This is a genomic window from Sphingomonas sp. HITSZ_GF (assembly GCF_029543155.1).
Taxonomy (GTDB): Bacteria; Pseudomonadota; Alphaproteobacteria; order Sphingomonadales; family Sphingomonadaceae; genus Sphingomonas.
On record NZ_JARQXA010000001.1, the window covers coordinates 902,800 to 926,278 of the forward strand.

The 23,479-nt window shown below is 67.1% G+C and carries 25 protein-coding genes; 9 read left to right on the forward strand and 16 right to left on the reverse strand.

Annotated features, from left to right (window positions below; translation table 11 throughout):
* Nucleotides 1-111: 111 nt before the first annotated feature.
* A complete protein-coding gene (locus P6144_RS04425) occupies nucleotides 112-660 on the reverse strand; it encodes a hypothetical protein (protein ID WP_277766492.1) in 549 nt (182 codons plus the stop codon).
* A 133-nt stretch (nucleotides 661-793) separates the two neighbouring features.
* Nucleotides 794-1,336, reverse strand: a complete 543-nt coding sequence (locus tag P6144_RS04430) for a glycine zipper 2TM domain-containing protein (protein WP_277766493.1) — start codon at nucleotides 1,334-1,336, stop codon at nucleotides 794-796.
* 214 nt (nucleotides 1,337-1,550) lie between these two features.
* Here P6144_RS04430 and P6144_RS04435 point away from each other — a divergent pair, with 214 nt between their 5' ends.
* Both P6144_RS04435 and P6144_RS04440 read left to right on the forward strand, forming a co-directional pair.
* Nucleotides 1,551-3,734: an EAL domain-containing protein gene (locus P6144_RS04435; RefSeq protein WP_277766494.1), complete on the forward strand. Its 2,184-nt coding sequence runs from the start codon at nucleotides 1,551-1,553 to the stop codon at nucleotides 3,732-3,734.
* Between the two features lie 137 nt (nucleotides 3,735-3,871).
* Nucleotides 3,872-4,225, forward strand: a complete 354-nt coding sequence (locus P6144_RS04440) for a WYL domain-containing protein (protein ID WP_277766495.1) — start codon at nucleotides 3,872-3,874, stop codon at nucleotides 4,223-4,225.
* Nucleotides 4,226-4,251: 26 nt separating this feature from the next.
* Here P6144_RS04440 and P6144_RS04445 read toward each other — a convergent pair whose 3' ends face one another.
* From P6144_RS04445 to P6144_RS04465, 5 genes are read right to left on the reverse strand one after another with little or no spacing between them, the layout of a single operon-like run.
* Nucleotides 4,252-4,692 (reverse strand): hypothetical protein, encoded by a 441-nt coding sequence (locus tag P6144_RS04445; protein ID WP_277766496.1) that lies wholly within the window; start codon nucleotides 4,690-4,692, stop codon nucleotides 4,252-4,254.
* A 42-nt stretch (nucleotides 4,693-4,734) separates the two neighbouring features.
* On the reverse strand, nucleotides 4,735-5,160 hold the full coding sequence (locus P6144_RS04450) for a type II toxin-antitoxin system VapC family toxin (RefSeq protein WP_277766497.1): 426 nt from the start codon (nucleotides 5,158-5,160) through the stop codon (nucleotides 4,735-4,737).
* Nucleotides 5,157-5,405 (reverse strand): type II toxin-antitoxin system prevent-host-death family antitoxin, encoded by a 249-nt coding sequence (locus tag P6144_RS04455; RefSeq protein WP_277766498.1) that lies wholly within the window; start codon nucleotides 5,403-5,405, stop codon nucleotides 5,157-5,159. The genes P6144_RS04450 and P6144_RS04455 overlap by 4 nt, the downstream gene beginning before the upstream one ends.
* A gap of 36 nt (nucleotides 5,406-5,441) precedes the next feature.
* Entirely contained in the window at nucleotides 5,442-6,260 is an 819-nt protein-coding gene (locus tag P6144_RS04460) for a hypothetical protein (protein WP_277766499.1), read from the reverse strand.
* A 2-nt stretch (nucleotides 6,261-6,262) separates the two neighbouring features.
* Complete coding sequence (locus P6144_RS04465) at nucleotides 6,263-8,572, reverse strand: UvrD-helicase domain-containing protein (protein ID WP_277766500.1); 2,310 nt, start codon at nucleotides 8,570-8,572, stop codon at nucleotides 6,263-6,265.
* 179 nt (nucleotides 8,573-8,751) lie between these two features.
* Here P6144_RS04465 and P6144_RS04470 point away from each other — a divergent pair, with 179 nt between their 5' ends.
* Nucleotides 8,752-9,246 carry a hypothetical protein gene (locus P6144_RS04470; protein WP_277766501.1) on the forward strand — a complete coding sequence of 165 codons (495 nt, stop codon included), beginning with the start codon at nucleotides 8,752-8,754 and terminating at the stop codon, nucleotides 9,244-9,246.
* A 200-nt stretch (nucleotides 9,247-9,446) separates the two neighbouring features.
* Nucleotides 9,447-11,090, forward strand: coding sequence for an inorganic phosphate transporter (locus P6144_RS04475; protein ID WP_277766502.1), 1,644 nt, complete (start codon nucleotides 9,447-9,449; stop codon nucleotides 11,088-11,090).
* Nucleotides 11,091-11,191: 101 nt separating this feature from the next.
* Here P6144_RS04475 and P6144_RS04480 read toward each other — a convergent pair whose 3' ends face one another.
* Nucleotides 11,192-11,377 (reverse strand): hypothetical protein, encoded by a 186-nt coding sequence (locus P6144_RS04480; RefSeq protein ID WP_277766503.1) that lies wholly within the window; start codon nucleotides 11,375-11,377, stop codon nucleotides 11,192-11,194.
* Between the two features lie 125 nt (nucleotides 11,378-11,502).
* Here P6144_RS04480 and P6144_RS04485 point away from each other — a divergent pair, with 125 nt between their 5' ends.
* On the forward strand, nucleotides 11,503-12,765 hold the full coding sequence (locus tag P6144_RS04485; RefSeq protein WP_277766504.1) for an MFS transporter: 1,263 nt from the start codon (nucleotides 11,503-11,505) through the stop codon (nucleotides 12,763-12,765).
* Nucleotides 12,766-12,871: 106 nt separating this feature from the next.
* On the opposite strand, the gene rsmD is transcribed toward P6144_RS04485, so the two are convergent.
* Nucleotides 12,872-13,414, reverse strand: a complete 543-nt coding sequence (gene rsmD, locus P6144_RS04490) for a 16S rRNA (guanine(966)-N(2))-methyltransferase RsmD (RefSeq protein WP_277766505.1) — start codon at nucleotides 13,412-13,414, stop codon at nucleotides 12,872-12,874.
* The gene (locus tag P6144_RS04495) at nucleotides 13,414-14,679 is read right to left on the reverse strand and encodes a pseudouridine synthase (protein WP_277766777.1); all 1,266 of its coding nucleotides are present in this window, start codon (nucleotides 14,677-14,679) and stop codon (nucleotides 13,414-13,416) included. The genes rsmD and P6144_RS04495 overlap by 1 nt, the downstream gene beginning before the upstream one ends.
* Nucleotides 14,680-14,820: 141 nt before the next feature.
* Between P6144_RS04495 and P6144_RS04500 the strand changes: the two genes are divergently transcribed.
* Nucleotides 14,821-15,258, forward strand: coding sequence for a response regulator (locus P6144_RS04500; RefSeq protein WP_277766506.1), 438 nt, complete (start codon nucleotides 14,821-14,823; stop codon nucleotides 15,256-15,258).
* Between the two features lie 22 nt (nucleotides 15,259-15,280).
* Here P6144_RS04500 and P6144_RS04505 read toward each other — a convergent pair whose 3' ends face one another.
* Both P6144_RS04505 and P6144_RS04510 read right to left on the reverse strand, forming a co-directional pair.
* Entirely contained in the window at nucleotides 15,281-15,430 is a 150-nt protein-coding gene (locus tag P6144_RS04505; RefSeq protein ID WP_277766507.1) for a hypothetical protein, read from the reverse strand.
* Between the two features lie 79 nt (nucleotides 15,431-15,509).
* Nucleotides 15,510-16,634, reverse strand: coding sequence for an aromatic ring-hydroxylating dioxygenase subunit alpha (locus P6144_RS04510; protein WP_277766508.1), 1,125 nt, complete (start codon nucleotides 16,632-16,634; stop codon nucleotides 15,510-15,512).
* A gap of 505 nt (nucleotides 16,635-17,139) precedes the next feature.
* On the opposite strand from P6144_RS04510, the gene P6144_RS04515 reads away from it, so the two are divergent.
* Genes P6144_RS04515 through P6144_RS04525 form a run of 3 tightly spaced genes read left to right on the forward strand, consistent with a single transcriptional unit; the run spans nucleotide 17,140 to nucleotide 19,708 of the window.
* The gene (locus P6144_RS04515; protein ID WP_277766778.1) at nucleotides 17,140-18,459 is read left to right on the forward strand and encodes an MFS transporter; all 1,320 of its coding nucleotides are present in this window, start codon (nucleotides 17,140-17,142) and stop codon (nucleotides 18,457-18,459) included.
* Nucleotides 18,459-19,220 (forward strand): tetratricopeptide repeat protein, encoded by a 762-nt coding sequence (locus P6144_RS04520; protein ID WP_277766509.1) that lies wholly within the window; start codon nucleotides 18,459-18,461, stop codon nucleotides 19,218-19,220. The genes P6144_RS04515 and P6144_RS04520 overlap by 1 nt, the downstream gene beginning before the upstream one ends.
* Nucleotides 19,217-19,708 carry a DUF2939 domain-containing protein gene (locus tag P6144_RS04525; RefSeq protein WP_277766510.1) on the forward strand — a complete coding sequence of 164 codons (492 nt, stop codon included), beginning with the start codon at nucleotides 19,217-19,219 and terminating at the stop codon, nucleotides 19,706-19,708. The genes P6144_RS04520 and P6144_RS04525 overlap by 4 nt, the downstream gene beginning before the upstream one ends.
* A gap of 25 nt (nucleotides 19,709-19,733) precedes the next feature.
* Here the strand turns inward: P6144_RS04525 and P6144_RS04530 are convergent, their stop codons facing one another.
* From P6144_RS04530 to trpA, 4 genes are all read right to left on the reverse strand, one after another.
* A complete protein-coding gene (locus P6144_RS04530) occupies nucleotides 19,734-20,159 on the reverse strand; it encodes a DUF6628 family protein (protein ID WP_277766511.1) in 426 nt (141 codons plus the stop codon).
* A 205-nt stretch (nucleotides 20,160-20,364) separates the two neighbouring features.
* Nucleotides 20,365-21,672 (reverse strand): folylpolyglutamate synthase/dihydrofolate synthase family protein, encoded by a 1,308-nt coding sequence (locus P6144_RS04535; RefSeq protein ID WP_277766512.1) that lies wholly within the window; start codon nucleotides 21,670-21,672, stop codon nucleotides 20,365-20,367.
* A gap of 118 nt (nucleotides 21,673-21,790) precedes the next feature.
* On the reverse strand, nucleotides 21,791-22,645 hold the full coding sequence (accD, locus tag P6144_RS04540) for an acetyl-CoA carboxylase, carboxyltransferase subunit beta (RefSeq protein WP_277766513.1): 855 nt from the start codon (nucleotides 22,643-22,645) through the stop codon (nucleotides 21,791-21,793).
* Entirely contained in the window at nucleotides 22,642-23,430 is a 789-nt protein-coding gene (gene trpA, locus P6144_RS04545) for a tryptophan synthase subunit alpha (RefSeq protein ID WP_277766514.1), read from the reverse strand. The genes accD and trpA overlap by 4 nt, the downstream gene beginning before the upstream one ends.
* Between the last annotated feature and the right edge of the window lie 49 nt (nucleotides 23,431-23,479).

Sequence of the window (23,479 nt, forward strand, 5' to 3'; positions counted from 1 at the left end):
GAAACCAACCACTTGGAGAGGGAAAGATGGGTAAGGGAATCCTGTTGTGGCTGATCGGCGTTCCTATCCCGATCATCCTGCTTATTCTGCTCTTCTGGCACTGAGCCGCCGTTACGCCGCCTCGGGCTCGTCCCGGGCGGCGTTGTTCTGGGCGACGAACGCCGAACCCGCGAAGATCAATTCGCGGATCTCCCACGCATCGGCGACATAGCGATGGTCCGGCTTGCCCAGGCAGGCGCCGTCGTCGTTGGTGGGCAGGTGGGACAGCAGCGGCACGATTTCCGCCGCTTCGCCTTCGATTCGCTCGCGGATGCGAGCGAGCAGCCAGTGGATCGAGCGCGCATAGGTGCTCCACTGTGCTTCGCTCGGCAGGCCGTGCCAGCGCGTTACATGCTCCCGGAAATCGGCGACCAGCGCGGCGGTCTCGGCACTTGCCCGGCTGGCGATCCCTGCAGCATCGCCGCCGATATCGTCCATCAGCGGGCCATAGACCTGACCCTCCATCCTGGCGAAGTGGAGCATCAGGTCGCGCGTGAACATCCAGCGCCGGAAGCCCAGTCCATCGATCCGCGCAGGCCAGGGACCCGAGACCATCGCCTCGAGCGCGTCGGCATTGGCAAGAATGTGGCCGTGCTGCTTCAGCACGCGCTCCACGGGCATTTCGCGACTCCTCATATGCCCCGATCTGGCGCCATTATGCCTGCATGGGGGTGAAGTCGCGGCTCCGGAGCTATCCCCATTGGGGAAGGTACGGAGGCCCCCGCTGCGCAAGCGGGCGGGGGCCTTTATTGCCTCAGCGGCAGCGAACCTGGTCGCGATCCACCGAGCTGCCGAGCGCACCGCCAGCGATCGCGCCGAGCAGCGTGCCGACGGTCTTGGAACGGCCCCCGGCGATGATGTTGCCGAACAGGCCGCCCGCCGCGGCACCGACGATCAGGCCGGTCGTGCCGTCCGAGCGCTTGCAGTAATATTTGCCGTCATTGCCGCGATAGATGCGGTCGTCCTGGGTGAGCACCCGGTCCTGATAGCCCGGCGGCGGGGCACGATAATCGCGGGCCGCATCATAATATTCGTCGTCGCGCGGGTCATAGCCGCCCGAATAGCCTCCACGCGGCGGGGGCGGGGGCGCGATCGGGCGAGACTTGTACGAACGGTAGCGATCCACCGCCTGCTGATAGGCCTGATATTCGCGGTCGAAGCGCTCCTGCGCGGCGTCGAAGCGGGCCTCCTCGTCGGACGAACTGCTATAGACCGGCGCGCGCTGCGCCGAGGCTGGCGCGGCCACTGCGATGGTCGCTGCCGCGGCTGCCGCCGCCAAGGTAACCAGATGCTTCATTATGCTCTCTCCTTCCCAGAAGCCCATACGGCCGGGAACCTCGAAACGTTCCGGAAATGTGGGTGAAGCCGGGCTGAACGAACGAACCGATCGCGACGAACCCGTAACGAGGTACGACGAAGCGACGCGGGTTGCGTGGAAGCCGCCCCGTTTTCACAAAACCTAAAGAGTCGCCCCCGTAGGAAGCCGGCTGGATTGATACGGGCGGGTTTGAATGGTCGGCAGAGCGGGAGCGGCGGCGAAGGCGGGCGGTGTTGGCGTGCCCTTCGTGCGCAAGAGCGGCTCCGATCCGCTCGCTGCCGAGCATCTCCGCCTGTTCCGAAACTATGAAGCGATGGACCTGGGCTGGTTCTGGGCGACCGACGCCGAGGGCCACATCACCTATATCAGCGAAGGCGCCGCACGTTCGCTGGGAACGACCGGCGACGCGCTGATCGGCCGCGACCTGATCTCGCTGTTCCGCAATCCCAATGACGAGGCCGATGCCGAACGCCGGCGGACCATGCCCTTCCAGATGGCGCGCCAGGCACGCTTCGATGCGATCCCGCTGATGGTCGAAATGGTCGGCGAGGAGCGCTGGTGGGCGCTCTCCGGCCAGCCGACACGCGACGCCCGCGGCGCCTTTGCCGGGTTCCTCGGCCACGGCGTCGACGTGACCAGGGAGCAGCGGGCCGCACATGAGAGCAACCGGCTCGCCATGTACGATCCGCTCACCGGCCTGCCCAACCGGCGGCGGATGAGCGCCATGCTCGACAGCACGATCGCCGCCTTCAAGGGCAAGGAGCGCGCCTGCGCGCTGATGCTGATCGACCTCGATCGCTTCAAGGCGATCAACGACAGCCTGGGCCATCCGGTGGGCGACGCGCTGCTCAAGCAGGTGGCCGAGCGACTGACCTCGATCGTCGGCAATGTCGAGCAGATCGCCCGGATGGGCGGCGACGAGTTCCAGGTGATCCTGCCCGACGCCCACAACCGCGTCGGCCTTTCCGATCTCGCCAACCGGATCATCGAATCGCTCTCGCATCCCTACAGCATCAACGGCAGCCGCTGCCTGATCGGCGCCTCGATCGGCATCGCCGTCAGCCCGTGGGACGGGGTGACCAGCGACGAGCTGGTTCGCAACGCCGACCTGGCGCTCTATGCCGCCAAGGGAGCGGGCAGGGGCCGGGCGCGCTTCTTCTCGGCCGATCTGCTCCAGGCCGCCGCCGACCGCCGCCTGCTCGAGCACGACCTGCTCGACGCGCTCGCCAAGGGCGAGATGGCGGTGCACTACCAGCCGATCGTCAGCGCCAGGACCGAGCAGGTCACCGGCTTCGAGGCGCTGCTGCGCTGGAACCACCCCAAGCGCGGCCGGATCTCGCCGTCGATCTTCATCCCGATCGCCGAGGACGCCAACCTGATCCCGCAGCTCGGCGAATGGACGCTGCGCCAGGCTTGTACCGATGCCGCCACCTGGCCCGGCGACCTGCGCGTCTCGGTCAACGTCTCGCCGATCCAGTTCGACAGCGACGCGCTGCCCGCCATCGTGATGAGCGCGCTCGCCAATTCCGGGCTCAAGCCCGAACGGCTCGAGCTCGAGATCACCGAAAGCGTCTTCCTCGGCGAAACCAGCGAGACCGATGCCCGCTTCGCCGCGCTCAAGCGGCTCGGGGTGCGGCTGGCGCTCGACGATTTCGGCACCGGCTATTCCTCGCTCGGCTATCTGCGCACCGCCCCGTTCGACAAGATCAAGATCGACCAGAGCTTCGTCCGCGGCACCACCGAGGAAGGCGCCCGCAACCAGGCGATCATCGCCGCGATCGTCGCCCTGGCCAACGCCCTTGGCATGGAGACCACCGCCGAGGGCATCGAGAGCTTCGACCAGCTCGAGACGATGCGCCGCCTCAATGTCAGCCACATCCAGGGCTTCCTCTACAGCCGCGCCGTGGCGGGCGGCGAACTTGCCGGCCACCTCAAGGACGGCAAGTGGGTGATCACCCCGCAAGGCCCCGAACGCCAGCGCCACATCCGCCACACCACCTTCCGCAAGGTCGGCGTGATCCACGACAATCATTACTACCAGGCCGTGCTCAAGAATGTCTCGGCCTCCGGCGCGCTGATCGACGGGATCGTCGACGTGCCCGAGGGCACGCAATTCGTGGTGGATCTCGGCGAGGGCCAGATGGCCGTCGCCACCGTCCGGCGCTCGATGCGCCAACAACAGGGCATCGAGTTCGAGCAGCCGCTGGTCGAGGATTCCAACGGCGTGCTCACCACCCGCCACCGCGTCTCGCCGCGCTTCCTCAGCGAGGCCGGTCTCCAGAACCAGGGCAGCAACCTGGTCGCCAAGACCGCCGACGGCAGCCTGTCGATGCCCGCCTTCCACACGATCACCGAGTGGAACGGGATCGAGGTCTAGCCCTCCTTTCCGGCGCCGGGTGCGCCGCGGAAGTTTACGAAACATACGCTACTGAGGACGCGTTTTCCGGGGCCTGTCGTGATATGCTGGCGGCAGAGTGGCTTGCTGCGATGCAGCATGGTCGCCATAGGGAGAGGATGAAGTTGAGTACCGAAGCCGACCCGACGCCCGCGCCCGCGGCGATGCTGCCCATGCTGTTCGAGGCGATCGTGCGCCACAAATGCGTGTCGATCACCTATAACCGCACGCGGATGATCCTGGCGCCGCACATCCTCTTCACCCGGCACGACGCGGTGTATGTCGACGGCGTGGTGATCTCCAAGGAAGGCTTCCTGCCGCGCGAGGAGAAGGTGGGCACCTTCAAGCTCGACGGGCTGAAGGACCTGACGCTGCTCGAGCGCGACTTCACCCCCAGCGCGCTGTTCGATCCGTCGCTGGAAAAGTATCAGGGCGTGACGCTGATCCAGATCGAGGCGGCTGCGGGGGCTTAATTTCCCTATTTTCCCGGAAACGCGCTTCATCTCGTAATATTCTTGCGCAGCTGGGGCGGGGCGGGCGGCGTGCCATTGAGCGCCGCCATCGCCAGGCGCCAGTCGAACCGGTGGCGCGTGCCGACCTGCTTGCCCTTGTAGTAGCGCGGCGTGACGATCCCGATCGTGAGGCGCTCCAGCGCGCGTTCATAGGCATCGGCATAGCCGATCGCGAGCGCGCTATCCCAGGCTTCGCAGAAGCTCTCCGCGCCGGGGCGGCTGCGGAGCTGATAGGCCGAACGCTTGGTCATCCCGACGGCGCGGGCGGCGTGAAGGACGGAGCCCAGCGTGGCGAGCGCCGCGATGAAGTCGCGCTGGCGCGGTGCGGTCCAGCCATCGGGGCGGACGCGCTCGAAGGGAACAGGGATGAAGTCGAGGGCGCCGGGCGCCTCGGCTTCGGGCGGATCGGGGAGGGATGAGTCGTCCATCTATCAGGGTAGATCAGACGATTTCCTACATTGGTAGCGGAATTAGATCCGTTCCACGGGTACGCCGAGCTGGAGCGCGGCGTCGGCCATGCGCTGGTCGAGCGTTACCAACGCGAAGCCTCCGTCCTTTGCCACAGCGAGATGCAAGGCATCGCCGGCGCGCAAACCCAACTCATGCTGCGCGGCGAAGTGGGCGGCGACCTCGAAATGCTCTTCTGCGACAGCCAGAGTCGGCAAGCTGCTCGTTGCCATGCCGGCAAAAGCCCCCAGGGCCTCAGCCCTGGTTTCGAGCGTAATTTCCCCGGTCCGCAGCTTGAGCGCCAGCGCGCTCGAGATTTCGGTGTGGGTCCAGTCGCTGATGAAGGCCGTCCCAGGCTCCACGCTTTCCAGCCAGCCTAGAAGTACAGGCGAATGCTGCTCTACAACGAGCGCTGCGACCACCGCCGAAGTGTCGAGATAATAGCTCAATAGCGTGCGTCGTCACGCATCCGGCGGATGAATTCCCCAGCGGATTCCTTTTGAACCGGCGTCCGCGCGTGCAGCTTGCGCAGCGCTTCGACGTCAACCGGCTTCCACTCGCGCTCGACCTCAGCGGGCACAAGCCGCGCAGCAGGCTTGCCGCGCCGGACGATCTCGATGCTCTCGCCCGCCTCGACCCGATCGACGATCTCGCTGAGGCGCGCCTTGGCGTCGGCTAGGTTGATGCGTTCCATGGTAACGGCGGGCTCCTGACTAGGTTGGTGACTATATCAGGGATGAGATTGGTCAGGAAGTCCAATGGCCGTTTTTAGGGATTGATTCCCGCTTGCATCGGCCGCCGGCATCGCTGCGAAGATATCGGATTCTGGAAATCCGGACTGAATATCGAGGTGCAACGTCACCAGAGAAAAGTCGTTCATCCGCTTTTGGACACGGACAGCCCTGAGCCATTGCCCATCGACCTCCCGCATTCGTAGCTCTTGGATCCAAGAACCATTCAATGCCGAAAAGAATATATTATAGTCAGCCTTCTCCGATATTTTTGGCGCGCGCCACTCGAAATTCATCGTCGCCATTTCCGGTGTCATTGTTCCAATTTCAATATGCTGATCTTGCGATAAAATTTCATACAGCGACATCGGAGTTTCGATTTTGTGAGATATGTCTGCGATCCTCGCAGTCACTTCGCGCAAGGGAAACTCATCGCCTTCTTGATGGAACACCCACAACGAGCCCGATGTGCCGGGCTCTGTCATTCCGGCGATAGCAAAAGATTCTCCGCCAGTGGCAGCCCCTATAAGGCGTTTCGTCTGTCGTTCGATTGAGGCAAGCAAATCTCTGAGCCGGCTCTCCACGCTATCAAAACTATCTTCCGTACGAGTTTGCTTGGAAACGCGATTGAAATTCCCAGAAAGCCAAGCAAAAAAGAAGAATGATGCACCATACGTGCTGACAATCTTTGTGGCACCGATCGGGTATGCCCAATAGGTGTATATGGATGCACAGATCAATGGGAATATCATTTCCCGCAATAAGCGACTACTAATTCTAGCTAATCGCCTTGCGCCCACCCGATTGATCTTGAGCATCCTTACCCCACCGTAACAAAACTATCCATCACCCGCTTCCGCCCCGCCTGCTCGAAGTCGATCTCGAGCTTGTTGCCTTCGATCTCGGCGATCACGCCGTAGCCGAACTTCTGGTGGAACACGCGCAGGCCCAGCGACAGGTCGCCGCGGGGCTTGGCGCCGAAGCTTACCGCGCTCGCGCGGCTTTCCACCACGCGTGTCGGTTCACGCGAAAACGTGCGCGAGGTGAAGCCGCCGCCGGGGTTCTTCATGTCGACGCCCGCGGCGCGCTGCCAGCCGGGTCCACGGCCCGTGCCGCGCGAGACGTCGGCGAAGGGGTCGCTGCGCTCGCTCCAGTTGGCCTGCCATAAAGAGGCACCCCCGGTCATCGTGCTTTCGCTCTCGATATGCGCCTCGGGCAGTTCGGCGACGAAGCGGCTGGGGATCGACGAGTTCCACTGGCCATAGATGCGGCGATTGGCGGCGTGGAGGATGAAGGCCTTTCGCCGGGCGCGGGTGATCGCGACGTATGCCAGCCGGCGTTCCTCCTCGAGCGAGGCGAGGCCGCCTTCGTCCAAAGCGCGCTGCGAGGGGAAGATGCCTTCTTCCCAGCCCGCCAGGAACACGGTGTCGAACTCGAGCCCCTTGGCGGCGTGGATCGTCATGATCGTCACCTTGGGCTCCTCGGCATTGGCCTCATTGTCCATGACGAGACTGACATGCTCGAGGAAGGCGCCGAGCGTCTCATACTCCTCCATCGCGCGGACGAGCTCGTTGAGGTTCTCGAGGCGGCCGGCGGCCTCGGCGGTGCGATCGGCCTGCCACATCGCGGTGTAGCCGCTCTCGTCGAGGATGATGCGGGCGAGGTCCGGGTGCTGGAGGTCGTTGCCCATGCTGCGCCAGCGCGCCATGTCGCCGACGAGGTTGCCGAGCGCACGGCGGGCCTGTGGCGTCAGCTCGTCGGTATCGAGGATGCGCGCGGCGGCGGTGGTAAGAGGGATGCCGGCGGCGCGGGCATATTGGTGGACCTTCGCCAGCGCCTTGTCGCCCAGGCCGCGCTTGGGGACGTTGACGATGCGCTCGAAGGCGAGGTCGTCCGCAGGCTGGGCGACGACGCGGAGATAGGCGAGCGCGTCGCGGATTTCCTGGCGCTCGTAGAAGCGGAAGCCGCCGATGATGCGATAGGGCAGGCCGATCGCGATGAAGCGGTCTTCGAACTCGCGGGTCTGGTGCTGGGCGCGGACGAGGATCGCCATGTCGTCGAGCGACTTGCCGCCACGCTGGAGGCTCTCCATCTCCTCGCCGACGCGGCGCGCCTCCTCTGGGCCGTCCCACACGCCGAGCACCTTGACCTTCTCGCCCTCGTCCTTGTCGGTCCACAGCGTCTTGCCGAGGCGGCCGCTATTGTTGGCGATCACGCCCGATGCGGCGGCGAGGATGTGCGGGGTCGAGCGGTAATTCTGCTCGAGCTTGATCACCTTGGCGCCGGGGAAGTCCTTCTCGAACTTCAGGATGTTCTCGACGAGGGCGCCGCGCCAGCTATAGATCGACTGGTCGTCGTCGCCGACGCAGCAGATGTTCTTGCGCTCCTGCGCGAGCAGGCGCAGCCAGAGATACTGGACGGCGTTGGTGTCCTGATATTCGTCAACCAGGATGTAGCGGAAGCGCTGCTGATACTGCTCGAGCACGTCGCGGTGGGTCTTGAGGATCACCAGCATGTGGAGGAGCAGGTCGCCGAAGTCGCAGGCGTTGAGTGCCTTCAGCCGCTCCTGGTAGAGATGGTAGAGCGCGGCGCCGCGGCCATTGCCGTAGCGCTCGGACTCGCCCGCGCCGATCTCGGATGGCGTCAGGCCCTTGTTCTTCCACTCGTCGATCAGCCCGGCGAGCTGGCGCGCGGGCCAGCGCTTCTCGTCGAGGTCGGCGGCGAGGATCAGCTGCTTGATCAGGCGGAGCTGGTCGTCGGTGTCGAGGATGGTGAAGTTCGACTGGAGGCCGACCAGCTCGGCATGGCGGCGCAGCATCTTGGCACCGATCGCGTGGAAGGTACCGAGCCAGGGCATGCCCTCCACCGCCGCGCCGACGAGGCGGCCGACGCGCTCCTTCATCTCGCGCGCCGCCTTGTTGGTGAAGGTGACCGCGAGGATCTCGGACGGATAGGCGCGGCGGGTCCAGAGGAGATGGGCGAGGCGGGCAGTGAGCGCCGCGGTCTTGCCCGTGCCGGCACCGGCGAGGACGAGCACCGGCCCCTCGGCCGTGAGCACCGCCTCGCGCTGGGGCGTGTTGAGGCCGCTCAGATAGGGGGCGTTGGCGTCGGTCTCTACGGGCAGGGTCATGGTGAACAACTAGGGAACGCGCCGCGCGCTCGCAAGCTCCGCGCGCATGCGCAGCCCGGCCGCGGCGGTGGAAATATTTTTGCAACAAAGCGCTAGCGTCGGACACAAACCCGCAATAATACCTAATTGCCGTCAACCATCAGTTGGCGGCCAAATCCTGCAGCTGGGGGGCCGGGATAATGACGAGTCGGGGAGCAGGTCTGGTAGCAGCGGCGGCAGGGGCGATCCTTGCCCAGGCACCTGCACAGGCACAGGCGATCGCAGCGGCGCAGACCGCCTATCTGGTGGTGCGGCCGGAAGTACGCGTGAAGAACGAAGAACATGTCGAGGGGCTGTGGCTGCGCACCACCGCCACGGTGCGCCAGCCGAGCGAGACGTGGCGCGCCGACGAGACCAGCGCGGGCTATGCCGTGTCGCTGCAGAAGGAAGTGCTCGGCCATACCTGGCTGGGGGTGAGCGCCTATGCCCAGGCGCCGCGCTTCGACATGGACCGCGGCATGATCCGCGATGCGCGCCATTATGCCGGCGCGCGGCTGAGCTTCGAGGCATCGGGCAACGTCGAGATGGGATTTGCCTGGCTGCGCCGGCTGCGCGGGCGCGGCTTCATGAGCACGCCGGGCAGCAATCGCGGCATCAAGCCCGGCCCCAAGGCCTATATGCAGGTGCGCTTCTGAGCTTCGGGGAAGACGCCCCGCGCTGAAGTTTACCCAGGTGCTGCACTGATCCCCATATCTCCACGGCAGCACCGAAGGCGCCCCATCCTCGACCCCCGAGGGTGGGGCGTTTCCTTTGCGCATCGAGTTGCGCCGACCCGACTGTCTGTCACGCCCTTGTCATATGGCTGTCACACCCTCCGGCCAGAGGCGCGCACATCATGGCATCACTCGCTCTGGACCAAGCCCCGCCGGTCGACCAACCGCAGCCGGGACCCCGATTCCACTACAAGACCCATCCCCTGGCCAAATTGCTGTTCGCGGCGATCCTGGTCGGCGGACTGGCCTTTGCCGGCTGGAGCGTGCTGACCGACACGCGCGGCGTGGGGGAGGAGCTGGCCACCGGCGTGTTCCTGTTCCTGGCGCTGGCGCTGCTGATCGCGCTCGGCTTCGAGTTCGTGAACGGCTTCCACGACACCGCCAACGCCGTCGCCACGGTGATCTACACCAACTCGATGCCCGCGCATTTCGCCGTGGTGTGGTCGGGCTTCTTCAACTTCCTCGGCGTGATGTTCTCGAGCGGCGCGGTCGCCTATTCGATCATCACGCTGTTGCCGGTGGAGCTGATCCTCAACGTCGGCTCGGCAGGCGGATTCGCGATGATCTTCGCGCTGCTGCTCGCCGCGGTGCTGTGGAACCTCGGCACCTGGTATATCGGCCTGCCCAACTCGTCGTCGCATACGCTGATCGGCTCGGTGCTGGGCGTCGGCTTCGCCAACCAGCTGATCAACGCCGGATCACGCGGCGGCACCGCCGGCGTCGACTGGAGCCAGGCGACCAAGGTGCTCACCGGGCTGTGGATGGCGCCGCTGATCGGCTTCATCGCGGCGCTCGCGCTGCTGCTGGTGATGCGCGTCTTCCTGCGCAACCAGAAGCTCTACACCTCGCCGATGCCGCACACCGCGCCGCCGATCGGCATCCGCAGCGCGCTGATCTTCACCTGCACCGCAGTCTCGTTCAGCCATGGCTCGAACGACGGCCAGAAGGGCATGGGCCTGATCATGCTGATCCTGATCGGCTGCGCGCCGACGGCCTATGCGCTCAACCGCACCCAGTCGGCGAGCGCGACGCCCGCCTATGTCCAGACCGCGAATGTCGCCGCGGCCGTGTTCGACGCGCGCAGCAACGCCCTGCCGGACATGGCGCCGGTCGACGCGCGCAAGGTGCTCACCACCGCGCTCCAGCAGCGCAAGGCGGACAGCCCGCAGGTGTTCGCCGCGCTCGAGGGTCTGTCGAAGGACCTGACCGCGCGCGTGCAGGGCTATGGCTCGCTGAGCAAGGTGCCCGCGGAGGCGACGGGCAATGTCCGCAACGACATGTATCTGGTGCTCGACACCACCAAGCTCGCCACCAAGAAGCCCGAGGGCTACAAGCCCGCGGAGCTGAAGGCGCTGGGCGACTATCAGAAGAACCTGGAGGCCGGCACCCGCTTCATCCCGCTCTGGGTGAAGATCGTGGTGGCGCTGGCGCTCGGCCTGGGCACGATGATCGGCTGGAAGCGGATCGTGGTCACCGTCGGCGAGAAGATCGGCAAGCAGCACATGACCTATGCGATGGGCGCCTCGGCCGAGCTGGTTGCTGCAGGCACGATCCTGGCGGCGGATCGCTTCGGCCTGCCGGTTTCGACCACGCACATCCTGTCCTCGGGCGTCGCCGGTGCCTCGGTTGCGAGCGGCGCCGGCCTGCAGGCGCGCACCGTGCGCAACCTGGCGCTGGCCTGGCTGCTCACCCTGCCGGCAGCGATGCTGCTTTCGGGCGCGCTCTACTGGGCGATGCTCAACGGCGTGAAGCTGCTGGGGCTCTGATCTGAACCGTCATCCCGGCGAAAGCCGGGATCTCAGGCGATGGCGGGTATGGAGCCGCACGAGATCCCGGCTTTCGCCGGGATGACGGCTGGGGCGAGCGCCTAGACTCGCTTCACGCCTTCCTTCAGCAGCTGTGTCGCCAGCTCGATGCTGAACTTGAAGCCTTGGCCGTCGGCGCGCAGGTCTGCCTTGAAATGGTCGACGGGGTTCCAGAAGGCCACGACGAGCCCGGCGAGCACTGCGAACAGCACGGCATAAGCCAGCCGCCTGCCTGCCGATTCGCGCATCGCTCGTCTCCCTGATTGCGGTCGCTGAGGGCTGCACCGGTACGCAGCCGAAACTGTCGCAGCGATGAACGGGCTTCCCCTTTGCGGCGGATCGATCCAAGGAGGGGGCGAAAAGGGGAGAGGGCATGACCAAAGCCGCCGCATCGCACCGCCGCATCCTGTTCGCGAGCCTCGTCGGCACGTCGGTCGAGTTCTACGATTTCTACATCTATGCCACCGCGGCGGCGCTGGTGTTTCCCGACCTGTTCTTCCCGGCGAGCGAGCCCGGCATCCGCCAGATCGCCAGCTATGCCAGCTTCTCGGTCGCCTTTTTCGCGCGGCCGCTGGGCGGGCTGGTGTTCGGACATTTCGGCGACCGGCTGGGGCGCAAGTCGACGCTCGTCGCCTCGCTGATGCTGATGGGCGTCTCCACCGTGCTGATCGGCTTCCTGCCCGGCTATGCGCTGATCGGCATCACCGCACCGATCCTGCTCTGCCTTCTACGCTTCGGCCAGGGCCTGGGCTTGGGCGGCGAATGGGGCGGGGCGAGCCTGCTCGCCGTGGAGAATGCCCCACCGGGCTGGGCGAACCGCTATGGCAGCTTCCCGCCGATGGGTGCCCCGGTGGGCTTCATCTTCGCCAACGGCTTCTTCCTGCTGCTCGGCGCGGTGATGGACGAGGCGACCTTCCGCGAATGGGGCTGGCGCCTGCCGTTCATCCTCAGCTCGGTGCTGGTGTTCCTGGGCCTGTGGGTGCGGCTGAAGATCAGCGAGACGCCCGAATTCGTCGCCGCCAGCCAGAAGGAAGCGCCACCCGCGGTGCCGATCGGCGAGCTGTTCCGCACCAGCGCGCTCGCCACCTTCGCCGGCACCGTCGGCACCGTCGCCTGCTTCGCGCTGTTCTACATCTCCACCGTGTTCATCATCGGCTACGGCACCAAGGCGCTGGGCTATGACCGCGAGACCTTCCTGGCGGTGGAGCTGATCGCGATCCTGTTCATGGCGGCGGGAATCGTCACCGCCGGCGTCACCGCCGACAAGCGCAGCGCCAATGGCGTGCTGATGTTCGGCTGCATCTTCACCATCCCGGTGGGCATGACGATGTCGCTGCTGCTCGGCCCGGATTCGCTGCCCAGCGTCGCGGCCTGGCTGGCCTTTGCGCTGTTCGTGATGGGCTTCGTCTATGGCCCGCTCGGCGCCTGGCTGCCCAGCCTGTTCCCGGCGCGGGTGCGCTATACCGGCGTGTCGGTGACCTTCAACCTGGGCGGCATCCTCGGCGGCGGCCTCACGCCGCTGATCGCCGAGGCCCTGGTCAAGCAGGGCGGGCTGACGCTGGTGGGCTACTATCTCGCCGGGGCCGGGCTGCTCAGCCTGGTGGGGCTGGTGCTGGTGCGCGGCAGGCAAGGCTGATCCCGGATACTTCTGTTCCCCGGCGGAAGCCGGGGCCCAGGATCACAAGCGATCCGGCAGAGAAACCCTGGGCCCCAGCTTTCGCCGGGGAACAGTCAGGTAGCGATCAGCCCGCCATCCGCAGCAGCGTAAGCCGCGCCTTGCCGTGGACGCGGGTGACGTCGACGGTGAAGCCGGCGACTTCGGGCGTCTCATCCTTCGCGGTCTCGATGCTGATCCAGGTCGCCGGCCCGGCCCAGCCGAGGCGGCCGAGCTTGTCGAGCGCGACGCTGCCGGCGCCGGTGCCATAGGGCGGATCCATCAGGATCAGGTCGAGCGGGGCGCGTGCCGGGCCCAGAGCCATCACCGAGCCGGGGCGGACCTCGGCGCCCTTTGCACCCAGCTTGGCGATGTTTGCGCGCAACGCGTCGAGCGCCGCCTTGTCCTGCTCGACGAACAGGCAGGAGGCGGCGCCGCGCGACAGCGCCTCGAGTCCGAGGGCGCCCGAGCCTGCGAAGAGATCGGCGACCGCCAGCTTCTCGAAGCTGCCGATGCGGCTGGCGAGCATCGAGAACAGCGCCTCTCGCGTGCGATCGGCGGTGGGGCGGGTGGTGTCGCCCTTGGGCGCGGCGAGCGGGCGGCCGCGCCATTCTCCGGCGATGATGCGCATTACTTGCGGGTCCTTGGCGGGCGGGCCGGCTTGCCGCGGCCGGCGGCGGGACCGCGATCGGGGCGGCGCGGGCCCTTGGGCCGATCGACGAAATCACCCGGCTGCGGCTCGCGCGCTTCGCGGTGGGCACGCGCACGGGCGGCACGCGCAGGGTTGGCCGGACCTTCCTCGCGCGGCTTGCGCGGCGCGAACTTGCCGGGGCTGCGGGGACGCTCTTCCTGGCGCTCGCCGCGGGCGGGACGCTCGCCCCGCGGCGCGAAGCCGGGCTTGCCGGGGCCGCGAGGCCGCTCCTCCGAACGCTCGTTCCGCACCGGACGTTCGCCGCGCGGCGCGAAGCCAGGCTTGGCGGAGGAACGCGGGCGCTCCTCTTCGTCGCGGGCGCGCGGCGTCTGGCGCGCAGTGAACACCGGTTTCTTGGGCGCGGGTGCCGGCTTGGCGAGCTTGCGGCGGCTGTCGGGCTCGCGCCCGTCGGTCGGCACCGGCTTGGGCCGGGGTGCCGGCTCGACCACGCGCGAGCGCACCGAGAATTGCAGGTTCGAGGCCGCCTTGCCGCCGCCCGGCTTGGACAGGACGGTGCGGAAGGTGACCAGATCGACCTTGCGGATCTCGTCGACGTCGCCCGCGGGCATGTCGCCGAGGTAGAAGGGGCCGTAGCGCGTGCGGATCAGGCGGTTCACCTCGAGCCCGAGATATTCGAGCACGCGGCGGACTTCGCGGTTCTTGCCCTCGGTAAGGGTCAGCTCGATCCAGACGTTCGCGCCGGTGCGCCGCTCGATATTGGCATTGATCGAGCCATAGCGCACGCCCTCGATCTCGACGCCGAGCATCAGCGCCTCGAGCTGCGCCTGGGTGACATTGCCATAGGCACGGGCGCGGTAGCTGCGCTCGACGCCCGTCGCGGGCAGCTCGAGCTCGCGCTTCAGCTCGCCATCGGTGGTGAGCAGCAGCAGCCCTTCGGTGCTCAGATCGAGCCGGCCCACCGGCATCACCCGCGGCAACCCCTCGGGAAGGCTGTCATAGATGGTCGGGCGCCCGGCAGGGTCGCGCTCGGTGGTGAGCAGGCCGGCGGGCTTGTGATAGCGGAACAGCCGGGCAGGCGCAGGCTCGGCGACGGGCTTGCCGTCGACGGTGACGCCGCGGAGCGAAGTGAGCAGGGTCGCGGGCGTATCGAGCACCTTGCCATCGAGCGCGATGCGCCCATCGGCGATCATGCGCTCGATATCACGACGTGACGCGATTCCAGCACGGGCTAGCAGCTTCGCAATGCGCTGCGATTCTTTGGGATTGGACGGAGACACAGGGGCGATATAGCGATTGTCGCGGTCGCTTCAAAAATTATTGCGCCCACGAAAGGGCTTTGCGCGTTAGCGCGTTGGATATCAGATGCTTGGCGGGCGTGAGGCGGCATGTTGTTCGGGCGAAAAAAGCGTAGGATCGAGCGGCTCCTGGTGGTCGAGGACGAGCCGCTGGTCGCGTTCGACACCGAGCATTTCCTGACGAGCGAAGGCTTCGCGATCGCCGCGACGGTGGATACGCTGGCCGATGCGCTGCGGGTGATCGGCGCCGATGGCGATCTCGACCTCGTGCTGGCGGACATCAACCTGGCGGACGGCAGCGGCGTCGATGTGGCGCGGGCGGCGCAGACGCGCGGGCTGCCGGTGCTGTTCGTGACGGGGAGCTTTCCCGAGGAAGCGCGAGCGCTGGCTGCCGGCTGCCTGGCCAAACCCTATCCGCAGCGCGACCTGCTGGCGGCGATCGACGCGATCGAAGCGGTGCTGGAGGGAGAGAAGGCGCCGAAGCGGCTGCCGGGGAGCTTCAGCCTGTTCCTGAGCGTGGCCCAGTAATCGAGCTGGTGGTATAAGCGACCTAGTAGCGCAGCAGGATCAGCGCGGCGGCGACGACGATCGCCCAGCTGACCAGCCCGATGCCGAAGGCGATCGCCATGCCCGCGCCGCGCGGCAGGCGCGTGTCGTCCTGGAGGTCGAGCAGTTCGCGGGGCGGCAGGGGCAGCGGCATGGTACGATCCTCTCAGATTGTACTTTTAGCTACGCCCGGCGCGCGCCCGGCGAAATTGCGATGAATTCCGTTCCGGGCTCTACCGGAGCCGGGCGTTAACCGCGTCGTGGAAATGGCGGATGCCGAGCTCGAGCGTACCCAGGGTCACGCGCTCGACCGCACCCGATGCGAGGCCTTGCTGGCCAAGCTCGCAGGCCCGGAAATCCTCGGCGGCGAACACCCCGCCGTCGAGCAGCTCCCAGCTCTTCTCCCAATGCGCCTGCGCCTTTTCGGTGGCGGGCGGCTCGGGGATCAGCATGAAATCCTCGACCAGCACCCGGCCTTCGCTCTGCGGCATCAGCACCATCAGGTTGATATAGTCGGGGCTGACCACCAGCACCGTGCCGGGAAACATCTGATAGGTGTAGGTGATCGCCGCACGCAGCGTCTCCCAGTCGGCGGAAGAGAGCGCGGCGAGCGCCGCCTCGCGCCCCACGGCCGAGCGCTGGTGCGGGCCGATCGCGTCGGCAGTGGAGACGCCGTCCTTGAAGAAGGGGGCGATCGTCGCGGCATGGAGGCGCTGGACGTGATAGGCCTCGAGAAAGGCGTCCATGATCAGCTTCCAGTTCGCCTGCACGTCGTGCGTGCGGCGCCGGAAAAGATATTGGCCGGCAAGGTCGAACGCCTCGAAGTCGCGCGCCAGCGTGTCGGCCTCGGTGAAATCGGCATTTTCGGCGAAGGAGAACCAGATCAGCCCGCCTGCCTCGCGCGTGGGCAGGCGCTTCAGGCCATAGTCGCCCTTGTCGAGGCCCGGGAAGGTCTCGGGGCGGGGCAGGCCGACCAGCCTGCCGTCGAGCGCATAGGTCCAGGCGTGATAGGGGCAGACCAGGCGGCCGCCCTTCACGGCGTCGCAGCCCTCGACCAGCCTGGTCCCGCGATGCCGGCAGACGTTGAGGAAGACATGCGCCACGCCCGCCTTGTCGCGCGCCACCAATAACGGCTTTCCGAACCCGTCATGCGGGATCGCCATGTTGGGCTCGGGCAGCAACGCGGAGGGCGCGATCACCAGCGGCACGCAGGCGAAGACGCTGTCGCGCTCCGCCGCGAAGCGCTCCGGGCTGGTATAGACCGAGGCCGCGACATGCGCGATCTCGCCTTCCCCGCGCGATCCGCCGCGCGCCAGGGCTCCGGCCAGCGCCAATTGCCCCTCGGTCGGTGCGTTCATGGCTATCCTTCCCAGTATTTTTGGCTAGTTTCTGCGCGAAAGTTGATGGGGGCAAGACGGAATGGAGCAGGTGACGCGGCCGCAATGGGCCTATCCGGCGGCGCAGCTGGCATTGGCGGCGGCGCTGGCGCTGCTCGCCTTGCCCTGGCTCACCGTGGCCGCCCCGGCGGGTGCACCTGTGGGCGTGCACGGCTATGACTTCATCACCGGCACCGGCGCCTTCAAGCCTTCGATGACCTTCCTGCTCGGCCAGCTAGTGATCGCCGCCAGCCTGGTGCTCAGCTTCGTCTGGCGGCAGCGCGGCGGGGCGAGCCTGATGGTGGGCGCCGCCGCGGTCGGCGGCGTGCTGCTGATCCTCGCTGTGCTGTTCGCCGCCTTCTCGCCGCCCAAGGACCTGGCGACGAGCACGATCCGCCCCGCGATCGGATACTGGCTGGGGCTGGCCGCGCTGGCCGGCGCCTTCTTCGCCGGTCGCAAGGCAGCGCCGGCGGACTGGCGCGCCGACCTGCCCGACGGCGTGCGCCCCTATTTCGAGAACGCCCCGCTCGCCGCCTTCGCGCTCGGCCTCTCCTCCGGCTTTCCCTTCGCGATGATCGGCGCGACGCTGACCAGCCGGCTGAAGCAGGACGGGATCGACAAGGCGACGATCACCGCCTTCACGCTCGCCATCCTGGTTTACAACTTCAAGTTCCTCTGGGCGTGGATCATCGACGGCGTGAAGCTGCCGATCATCGGGCGGCTGGGCCTGCGCGTCTCCTGGCTGATCATCGCCGGCATCCTGGTGATGGCCGCGGTGGCGAACATGGCGATGACCCCGGCAGACCCGAACAACATCTGGCCGATGGTCACCGCCGCGATCCTGGTCGGCCTGGCCGGCGCCACCTATGACATCGTCATCGATGGCTACCGGATCGAGATCCTCGAGCCGCGCCAGCTCGGCTATGGCTCGGGCATGTCGCAATATGGCTGGCGGATCGGATCCGCCGGCGCCGGCGCGGTGGCGCTGGTCGTTGCGGCACGCTTCGGCTGGGAGGCGGCCTATCTGATCTGCGCGCTGTTCGCGCTGCCCGCGATCGTCGCCGGCCTGGTGATCGGCGAACCCGAGCGGCACCGCGCACCCGCCGAGCGCCGCAGCATCGCCACCGTCGCCCGGTCGATCTGGGGGCCGTTCGTCGAGTTCTTCCAGCGCCAGGGCGCGCTGATCGTGCTGGTCTTCATCCTGGTCCACAAGATCGGCGACACGCTGGCGAACCTCACCTTCCGCCTGCTGTTCGACGATCTCGGCTTCACCAATGACGAGATCGCCTTCTACGACGTGGCGCTGGGCTTCCTGGCGTATATGATCGGCGTGTTCATCGGCGGCGTGCTCTATGCGCGGATGGGGATGAAGCGATCGGTGATGCTCAGCCTGATCCTGATGGCAGTCTCCAACCTCAGCTTCGCCGGGCTGGCCGCGGCGGGGCACAGCAATATCGGCATGGCCGCGGCGATCGGCTTCGAGAACATCGCCAGCGGCTTCGGCGGCGTCGTCGTCATCGCCTATTTCTCGGCGCTCACCGATCTGCGCTTCACCGCCGCGCAATATGCGCTGATCTCGGCAGGCGCGAGCATCCTCGGCCGTTTCCTGACTGGCACCACCGCCGGCACGCTGATCGAGAAGATGGGCTATGTGAACTTCTACCTGCTCACCACGCTGATCGCGCTGCCCGGCGTGCTCATCTACTGGTGGATGATGCGCACCGGCCTGGTCGACCGCTCGATCGGCACGGCAGGCACCGAAGGCGAGGGCGGCGAAGCGGCTGCGGCAGCAGGCAAGGGCGCCTGATGCCCTATCTGCTGATCATCGGGCTGCAGGTGGCGTGCATCGTCCATCTGATGCGGCGCGGCGGCAACCCGATGTGGGTCACGGCGTTGATCTTCCTGCCCGTGGTCAGCGCAATCGCCTATTTCTTCGTCGAGATCCTGCCCGGCCTGGGGCAGAACCGGCATGTCCGCACCGCCCGGGCCAAGGCGGTGGCGGCGATCGATCCCGAGCGTGAGCTGCGTGCCGCCCGCGAGGCGCTCGACCTAGCCGATACCGCCGCCAACCGGCTGCGCGTGGCCGATGCGATGGCCGATCTCGGCCGGCACAGCGAAGCGGTACCCTTCTACCGCGAGTCGATCCGGATGACCGCGGGCGATCCCGATGTCCGCACCCAGGGCAAGCTCGCCGCCGCGCTCTACGAGACCGGACAGGGCGTCGAGGCGCTGGCGCTGCTCGATGCGATTCCCGATCCGCTCGGCCAGAGCGAGAAGGACCGCCAGCAACTGCTCCGCGCCAAGATCCTCGAGCATCTCGGCCGCACCGACGAAGCGCTCGCGCTCTATGGCGACGTCGTTACCCGCATGCCCGGCGAGGAAGCCCGCTGCCGCTATGCCGCGCTGCTGATCGCCCAGGGCTGGGACCGCAAGGCGCTGATCGTGCTCGAAGAAGTCGAGAAGCGGATGAAGCGGATGGACCGCCAGCAGCGCGCGGCCGAGGCGGACATGTATCGCTGGGCCGGCGAGGCGCTGGCGGCGCTGCGGGCCAAGGGGATCGCCGCGTGAAGCGCTGGCTGATAGCGCTGCTGGTGATCGCCCTGCTCGCGGCGGGCGGCTGGGCCTGGGGCTCGCCCAAATACACGCTGTGGCAGATGAAACGGGCCGCCGAGGCGCGCGATGTCGACGCGCTCGCCAGCCATGTCGATTTCCCGGCGGTGCGCGCCAGCGTGAAGGACCAGCTTTCCTCCCGGATGCAGGGCAATGGCGAGGGCGGCGTATTGGGGGCGTTGGTCCGCTCCGGGATCGCCGATACCGTGGTGGATGCCGCCGTCTCACCCGAGGGCATGCGCTTCATCTTCGCCGCCGCGCCGCTGACCGAAAGCGAGGAGCGCCCCGGCACGATCCGCGTGAAGGCAAGCGAGATGCGCTATCGCCGTACGGCGTTCGACCGGTTCGAACTGGCGCGCGGCGACGGCGCCATCCTGGTGTTCCGCCTGCGGGGGCTGGAATGGAAGCTCACCGACATCCGGCTGCCGCCGGACGCGCTTCGCTGATCGCCGGCCTTACTGAGCGCCAATCCTACTGATCGAGCGCCAGCCCCATATCGGCGAAGGCATTGGCCAGCGCGTGCGCGGTGATCAGCACGCCGGTAGCGTCGCGCACCCCGAGCATATCCGCCAGCAGCACCGCCGAGGTTTGCGGCTGCGTGCGCACGCGGGCGAGTATCTGGAGCAGCGCCGCCTCCGCGCCGGTCATCCGCGCGCAACACCAGGGCGCGATCTGGATCGGCCCGGCGGAGAGCGCCGACATCTCCTGCATCATCGCGCGCAGCAGCACGAGCGGGCGCTGGAAGCCCTTGCCGAACGCCGTGACGAAGGCATGCGCGGTGCAGGCGTCATGGATGCCGTGCGCGCCCATCTGGCGTACCCCGAACAAGAGCAGACGCGCGCCGGGATCCTCGGGCTGGAGTTCGGGCAGGGCAGTAAGCGTGGCACTGACGGTCATGAGGACTCCGATCGCTGTGATCGGAAATCTTGCGCATCCGCTATTGATAGTCAATCGCAATAGCAAAGAATGCCGGATGCGATTGGTCGCGTTTGTGGAACCGTTCCCCGGCGAAAGCCGGGGCCCAGGGTCACAAGCGATACCTTAGCAAGCGATACCTTAGAGAAACCCTGGACCCCGGCTTTCGCCGGGGAACTGCAGGGGTTTAGACGGGAACTTCCTCGTTCGCCTCGAGCACCGTGCCCGCCAGATAGAGCGAGCCCAGCACCAGCACCACCGGCGCACCGCCCGGGCGGGCGATGGCGGTGAGCGCGCGGGGCACATCGGGCGCCACCGCGGCATGCGGGATGCCGAGCATCTGGGCGACTTCGGCGAGTCGCGACGGCGCATGATGCTCGTGCCCCGGCACCGGCACCGCGTGCAGCCCCGCGGCAAGCCTGGCGAACGGCGCGAGCAGGCCCTGCGCGTCCTTGTTCGACAGCATGCCGAGCACCAGCTGCACCGGGCGGCCCTGCGCCACCTGGGCGAGCGTGGTGCTCACCGCGGCGGCAGCGGCTTCGTTGTGCCCGCCGTCGAGCCACAATTCGCTGTCCGGGGGCAGGAGGTGGAGGAGGGGGCCGTCGCCAAGCTTCTGCATGCGCGCCGGCCAGCGCGTGTTCGCCGCCGCGCCGGCAAAGGCCGTATCGGGCACCGCGAGCGCCTGCTGATGCCGCAGCATCGCGATCGCGAGCGAGAGGTTCGCAGGCTGGTGCGGCCCGGCCATGGCAGGCAAAGGCGTCTCCACTTCGCCGCGCGCATCGCCATATTGGAGCCGGTCGCCTTGCACGGCAAAGTCCCAGGCAGTGCCTTGCGCGAACACCGGTGCACCGGCAGCGGCGACGATCTCGGCGATGTGCGGGGCGTAGCGCATCGTCACCAGCGGCACGCCGGGCTTGGCGATGCCGGCCTTCTCCGCCGCGATCTTCTCCAGCGTGTCGCCGAGAAAGCTCTGGTGGTCGATACCGAGTTGCGCGATGCCGGTCACCGCCGGCTGGGCGACAACATTGGTCGCATCAAGCCTGCCGCCCAGACCAACCTCAAGGATCAGTGCATCCGCCGGCACCCGCGCAAAGGCGAGGAAGGCGGCGGCGGTAGTGACTTCGAAGAAGCTCGCGCCGATATCGCCGCCGGCATCGAGCACTTCCTCGAGCAACGGCGCCAGGATCGCATCGGCGATCAGCTCGCCCGACAGGCGGATACGCTCGTTGAAGCGGACGAGATGCGGACTCGAATAGACATGAACGCGCATGTCCGAGGCCTCGATCGCGCTGCGCAGGAACGCGCAGGTCGATCCCTTGCCGTTGGTGCCGGCGACATGGAGCACCGGCGGCAGCGCAAGCTGCGGGCTGCCGACACGCTCGAGCAGGCGAGTGATCCGCTCGAGCCCGAGGATATCGGCGCCGGGCGAGAGCGCGGTCAGCCGGTCAAGCTGGCGCTGGACATGGGGATCGGAGGAGGTTGCGTGGTCGGCCATGGCTTCTCAATCCCCCTCCCTTCCAAGGGAGGGGTTAGGGGAGGGTGCGTGCCGCGAGCATGCAGGCCAGAGCCTCCACCCCCCGGCCCCCTCCTCTGGAGAGGAGGGGGAGAAGAAATTACGCCGCCCGCTTCCCCTCGCAGAGCAGCCCGATCAGCTGGCCCAGCGTCTCGCGCAGCTCCTTGCGGTGGGTGACCATGTCGATCAGCCCGTGCTCGCGATAATATTCCGAGGTCTGGAAATCGTCGGGCAGCTTCTCGCGGATCGTGTTCTCGATCACGCGGCGGCCGGTGAAGGCCAAAGTAGCGCGCGGCTCGGCGATCTGGACGTCGCCGAGCATCGCATAGGCCGCCATCACACCGCCCGAGGTCGGATCGGTCAGCACGACGATATAGGGCAGCCCCGCATCGTGGAGCATTTCGATCGCCACGGTGGTGCGCGGCATCTGCATCAGGCTGAGGATGCCTTCCTGCATGCGCGCGCCGCCCGAAGCGGTGAAGGCGATGAACGGCGCGCGGGCCGCGATCGCCGCTTCGACGCCCTGGATGAACGCCTCACCCACGGCCTGGCCCATCGATCCGCCCATGAAGGCGAAGTCCTGCACGCCGATCACAGCCTTGCGGCCGAGGATCGTGCCCGATGCGTTGATGAAGGCGTCCTGCTCGCCGGTGCTGGTCCGCGCGGCCTTGAGGCGCGCCGGATAGGGCTTCTGGTCGCGGAACTTGAGAGGATCCTCGGCGACCTTCGGCACGGCGAGCACGGTGTAGCTGCCTTCGTCGAACAGATACTGGAAGCGCTCGGCTGGGCCGATGCGATCGTGATGATCGCAATGCGGGCAGACATGCTGGTTCGCCTCCAGCTCCTTCATGAAGGTCATCTGCCCACAACCCTTGCACTTGTGCCAGAGATTGTCGGGGGTTTCCTTCTTGGGCGTGAAGGCGAGGACGTTGCGGACGCGATCGATCCAGCTCATGCGACTTCTTTCCTTGCGGCCTCCACGGCCGTCTTGAGGGAACGGATATAGGCGCGGACCTGCTCCGGCGCATCCTTCCCGTGTTTTCCGACGAGTTCAACGATTGCCGAGCCGACGACCACACCGTCCGCCACGCGGGCGATCGCCTCGGCCTGTTCCGGCGTGCGGACGCCGAAGCCGACGGCGACGGGCAGGTCGGTGGCCGCCTTGAGCCGCGCCACGGCATCCTCGATCGAGCCCTGGGCGGCCTGTTGCAGCCCGGTGATCCCGGCGACCGAGACATAATAGAGGAAGCCCGATGCGCCCTTGAGCACCGCCGGCAGGCGCGCGGCATCGGTGGTGGGGGTGGCGAGGCGGATGACGTCGATGCCGCTCGCGGTGAAGGGCGCGACTTCGGGCGCTTCCTCGGGCGGGATATCGACGATGATCACGCCGTCCGCGCCGGCCTCGGCAGCCTTGGCGGCAAAGGCCTCGGGCGTCGGCCGGGTCATCGTGTTGGCATAGCCCATCAGCACCAGCGGCACGTTCGGGTGGCGTGCGCGGAAGCCGCTGGCGATGGCAAGCACATCGACGGTGCGCGTGCCGGCACCGAGCGCGCGCAGGTTCGCCGCCTGGATCGCCGGGCCGTCGGCCATCGGATCCGTGAAGGGCATGCCCAGTTCGATCACATCGGCACCGCCCGCGACGAGCGCGTCGAGATTGGCGGCGGTATCGCCGTCGCCCGCGGTGATGAAGGTGACCAGCGCAGCGCGGTTGGCCGGGAAGGCGTCACTCAATCTGCTCATTCTTCGTCACCCCGGCCTTGTGCCGGGGTCCACCGGGCGGCACGCAATG

What these genes read in the sequence shown, in the direction of transcription:
- P6144_RS04425 (WP_277766492.1), bottom strand. Translation starts at nt 660, where the DNA reads ATGCCCGTGGAGCGCGTGCTGAAGCAGCACGGCCACATTCTTGCCAAT.
- P6144_RS04430 (WP_277766493.1), bottom strand. Translation starts at nt 1,336, where the DNA reads ATGAAGCATCTGGTTACCTTGGCGGCGGCAGCCGCGGCAGCGACCATC.
- P6144_RS04435 (WP_277766494.1), top strand. Translation starts at nt 1,551, where the DNA reads ATGGTCGGCAGAGCGGGAGCGGCGGCGAAGGCGGGCGGTGTTGGCGTG.
- P6144_RS04440 (WP_277766495.1), top strand. Translation starts at nt 3,872, where the DNA reads ATGAAGTTGAGTACCGAAGCCGACCCGACGCCCGCGCCCGCGGCGATG.
- P6144_RS04445 (WP_277766496.1), bottom strand. Translation starts at nt 4,692, where the DNA reads ATGGACGACTCATCCCTCCCCGATCCGCCCGAAGCCGAGGCGCCCGGC.
- P6144_RS04455 (WP_277766498.1), bottom strand. Translation starts at nt 5,405, where the DNA reads ATGGAACGCATCAACCTAGCCGACGCCAAGGCGCGCCTCAGCGAGATC.
- P6144_RS04460 (WP_277766499.1), bottom strand. Translation starts at nt 6,260, where the DNA reads ATGCTCAAGATCAATCGGGTGGGCGCAAGGCGATTAGCTAGAATTAGT.
- P6144_RS04465 (WP_277766500.1), bottom strand. Translation starts at nt 8,572, where the DNA reads ATGACCCTGCCCGTAGAGACCGACGCCAACGCCCCCTATCTGAGCGGC.
- P6144_RS04470 (WP_277766501.1), top strand. Translation starts at nt 8,752, where the DNA reads ATGACGAGTCGGGGAGCAGGTCTGGTAGCAGCGGCGGCAGGGGCGATC.
- P6144_RS04475 (WP_277766502.1), top strand. Translation starts at nt 9,447, where the DNA reads ATGGCATCACTCGCTCTGGACCAAGCCCCGCCGGTCGACCAACCGCAG.
- P6144_RS04480 (WP_277766503.1), bottom strand. Translation starts at nt 11,377, where the DNA reads ATGCGCGAATCGGCAGGCAGGCGGCTGGCTTATGCCGTGCTGTTCGCA.
- P6144_RS04485 (WP_277766504.1), top strand. Translation starts at nt 11,503, where the DNA reads ATGACCAAAGCCGCCGCATCGCACCGCCGCATCCTGTTCGCGAGCCTC.
- rsmD (WP_277766505.1), bottom strand. Translation starts at nt 13,414, where the DNA reads ATGCGCATCATCGCCGGAGAATGGCGCGGCCGCCCGCTCGCCGCGCCC.
- P6144_RS04500 (WP_277766506.1), top strand. Translation starts at nt 14,821, where the DNA reads ATGTTGTTCGGGCGAAAAAAGCGTAGGATCGAGCGGCTCCTGGTGGTC.
- P6144_RS04505 (WP_277766507.1), bottom strand. Translation starts at nt 15,430, where the DNA reads ATGCCGCTGCCCCTGCCGCCCCGCGAACTGCTCGACCTCCAGGACGAC.
- P6144_RS04510 (WP_277766508.1), bottom strand. Translation starts at nt 16,634, where the DNA reads ATGAACGCACCGACCGAGGGGCAATTGGCGCTGGCCGGAGCCCTGGCG.
- P6144_RS04520 (WP_277766509.1), top strand. Translation starts at nt 18,459, where the DNA reads ATGCCCTATCTGCTGATCATCGGGCTGCAGGTGGCGTGCATCGTCCAT.
- P6144_RS04530 (WP_277766511.1), bottom strand. Translation starts at nt 20,159, where the DNA reads ATGACCGTCAGTGCCACGCTTACTGCCCTGCCCGAACTCCAGCCCGAG.
- P6144_RS04535 (WP_277766512.1), bottom strand. Translation starts at nt 21,672, where the DNA reads ATGGCCGACCACGCAACCTCCTCCGATCCCCATGTCCAGCGCCAGCTT.
- accD (WP_277766513.1), bottom strand. Translation starts at nt 22,645, where the DNA reads ATGAGCTGGATCGATCGCGTCCGCAACGTCCTCGCCTTCACGCCCAAG.
- trpA (WP_277766514.1), bottom strand. Translation starts at nt 23,430, where the DNA reads ATGAGCAGATTGAGTGACGCCTTCCCGGCCAACCGCGCTGCGCTGGTC.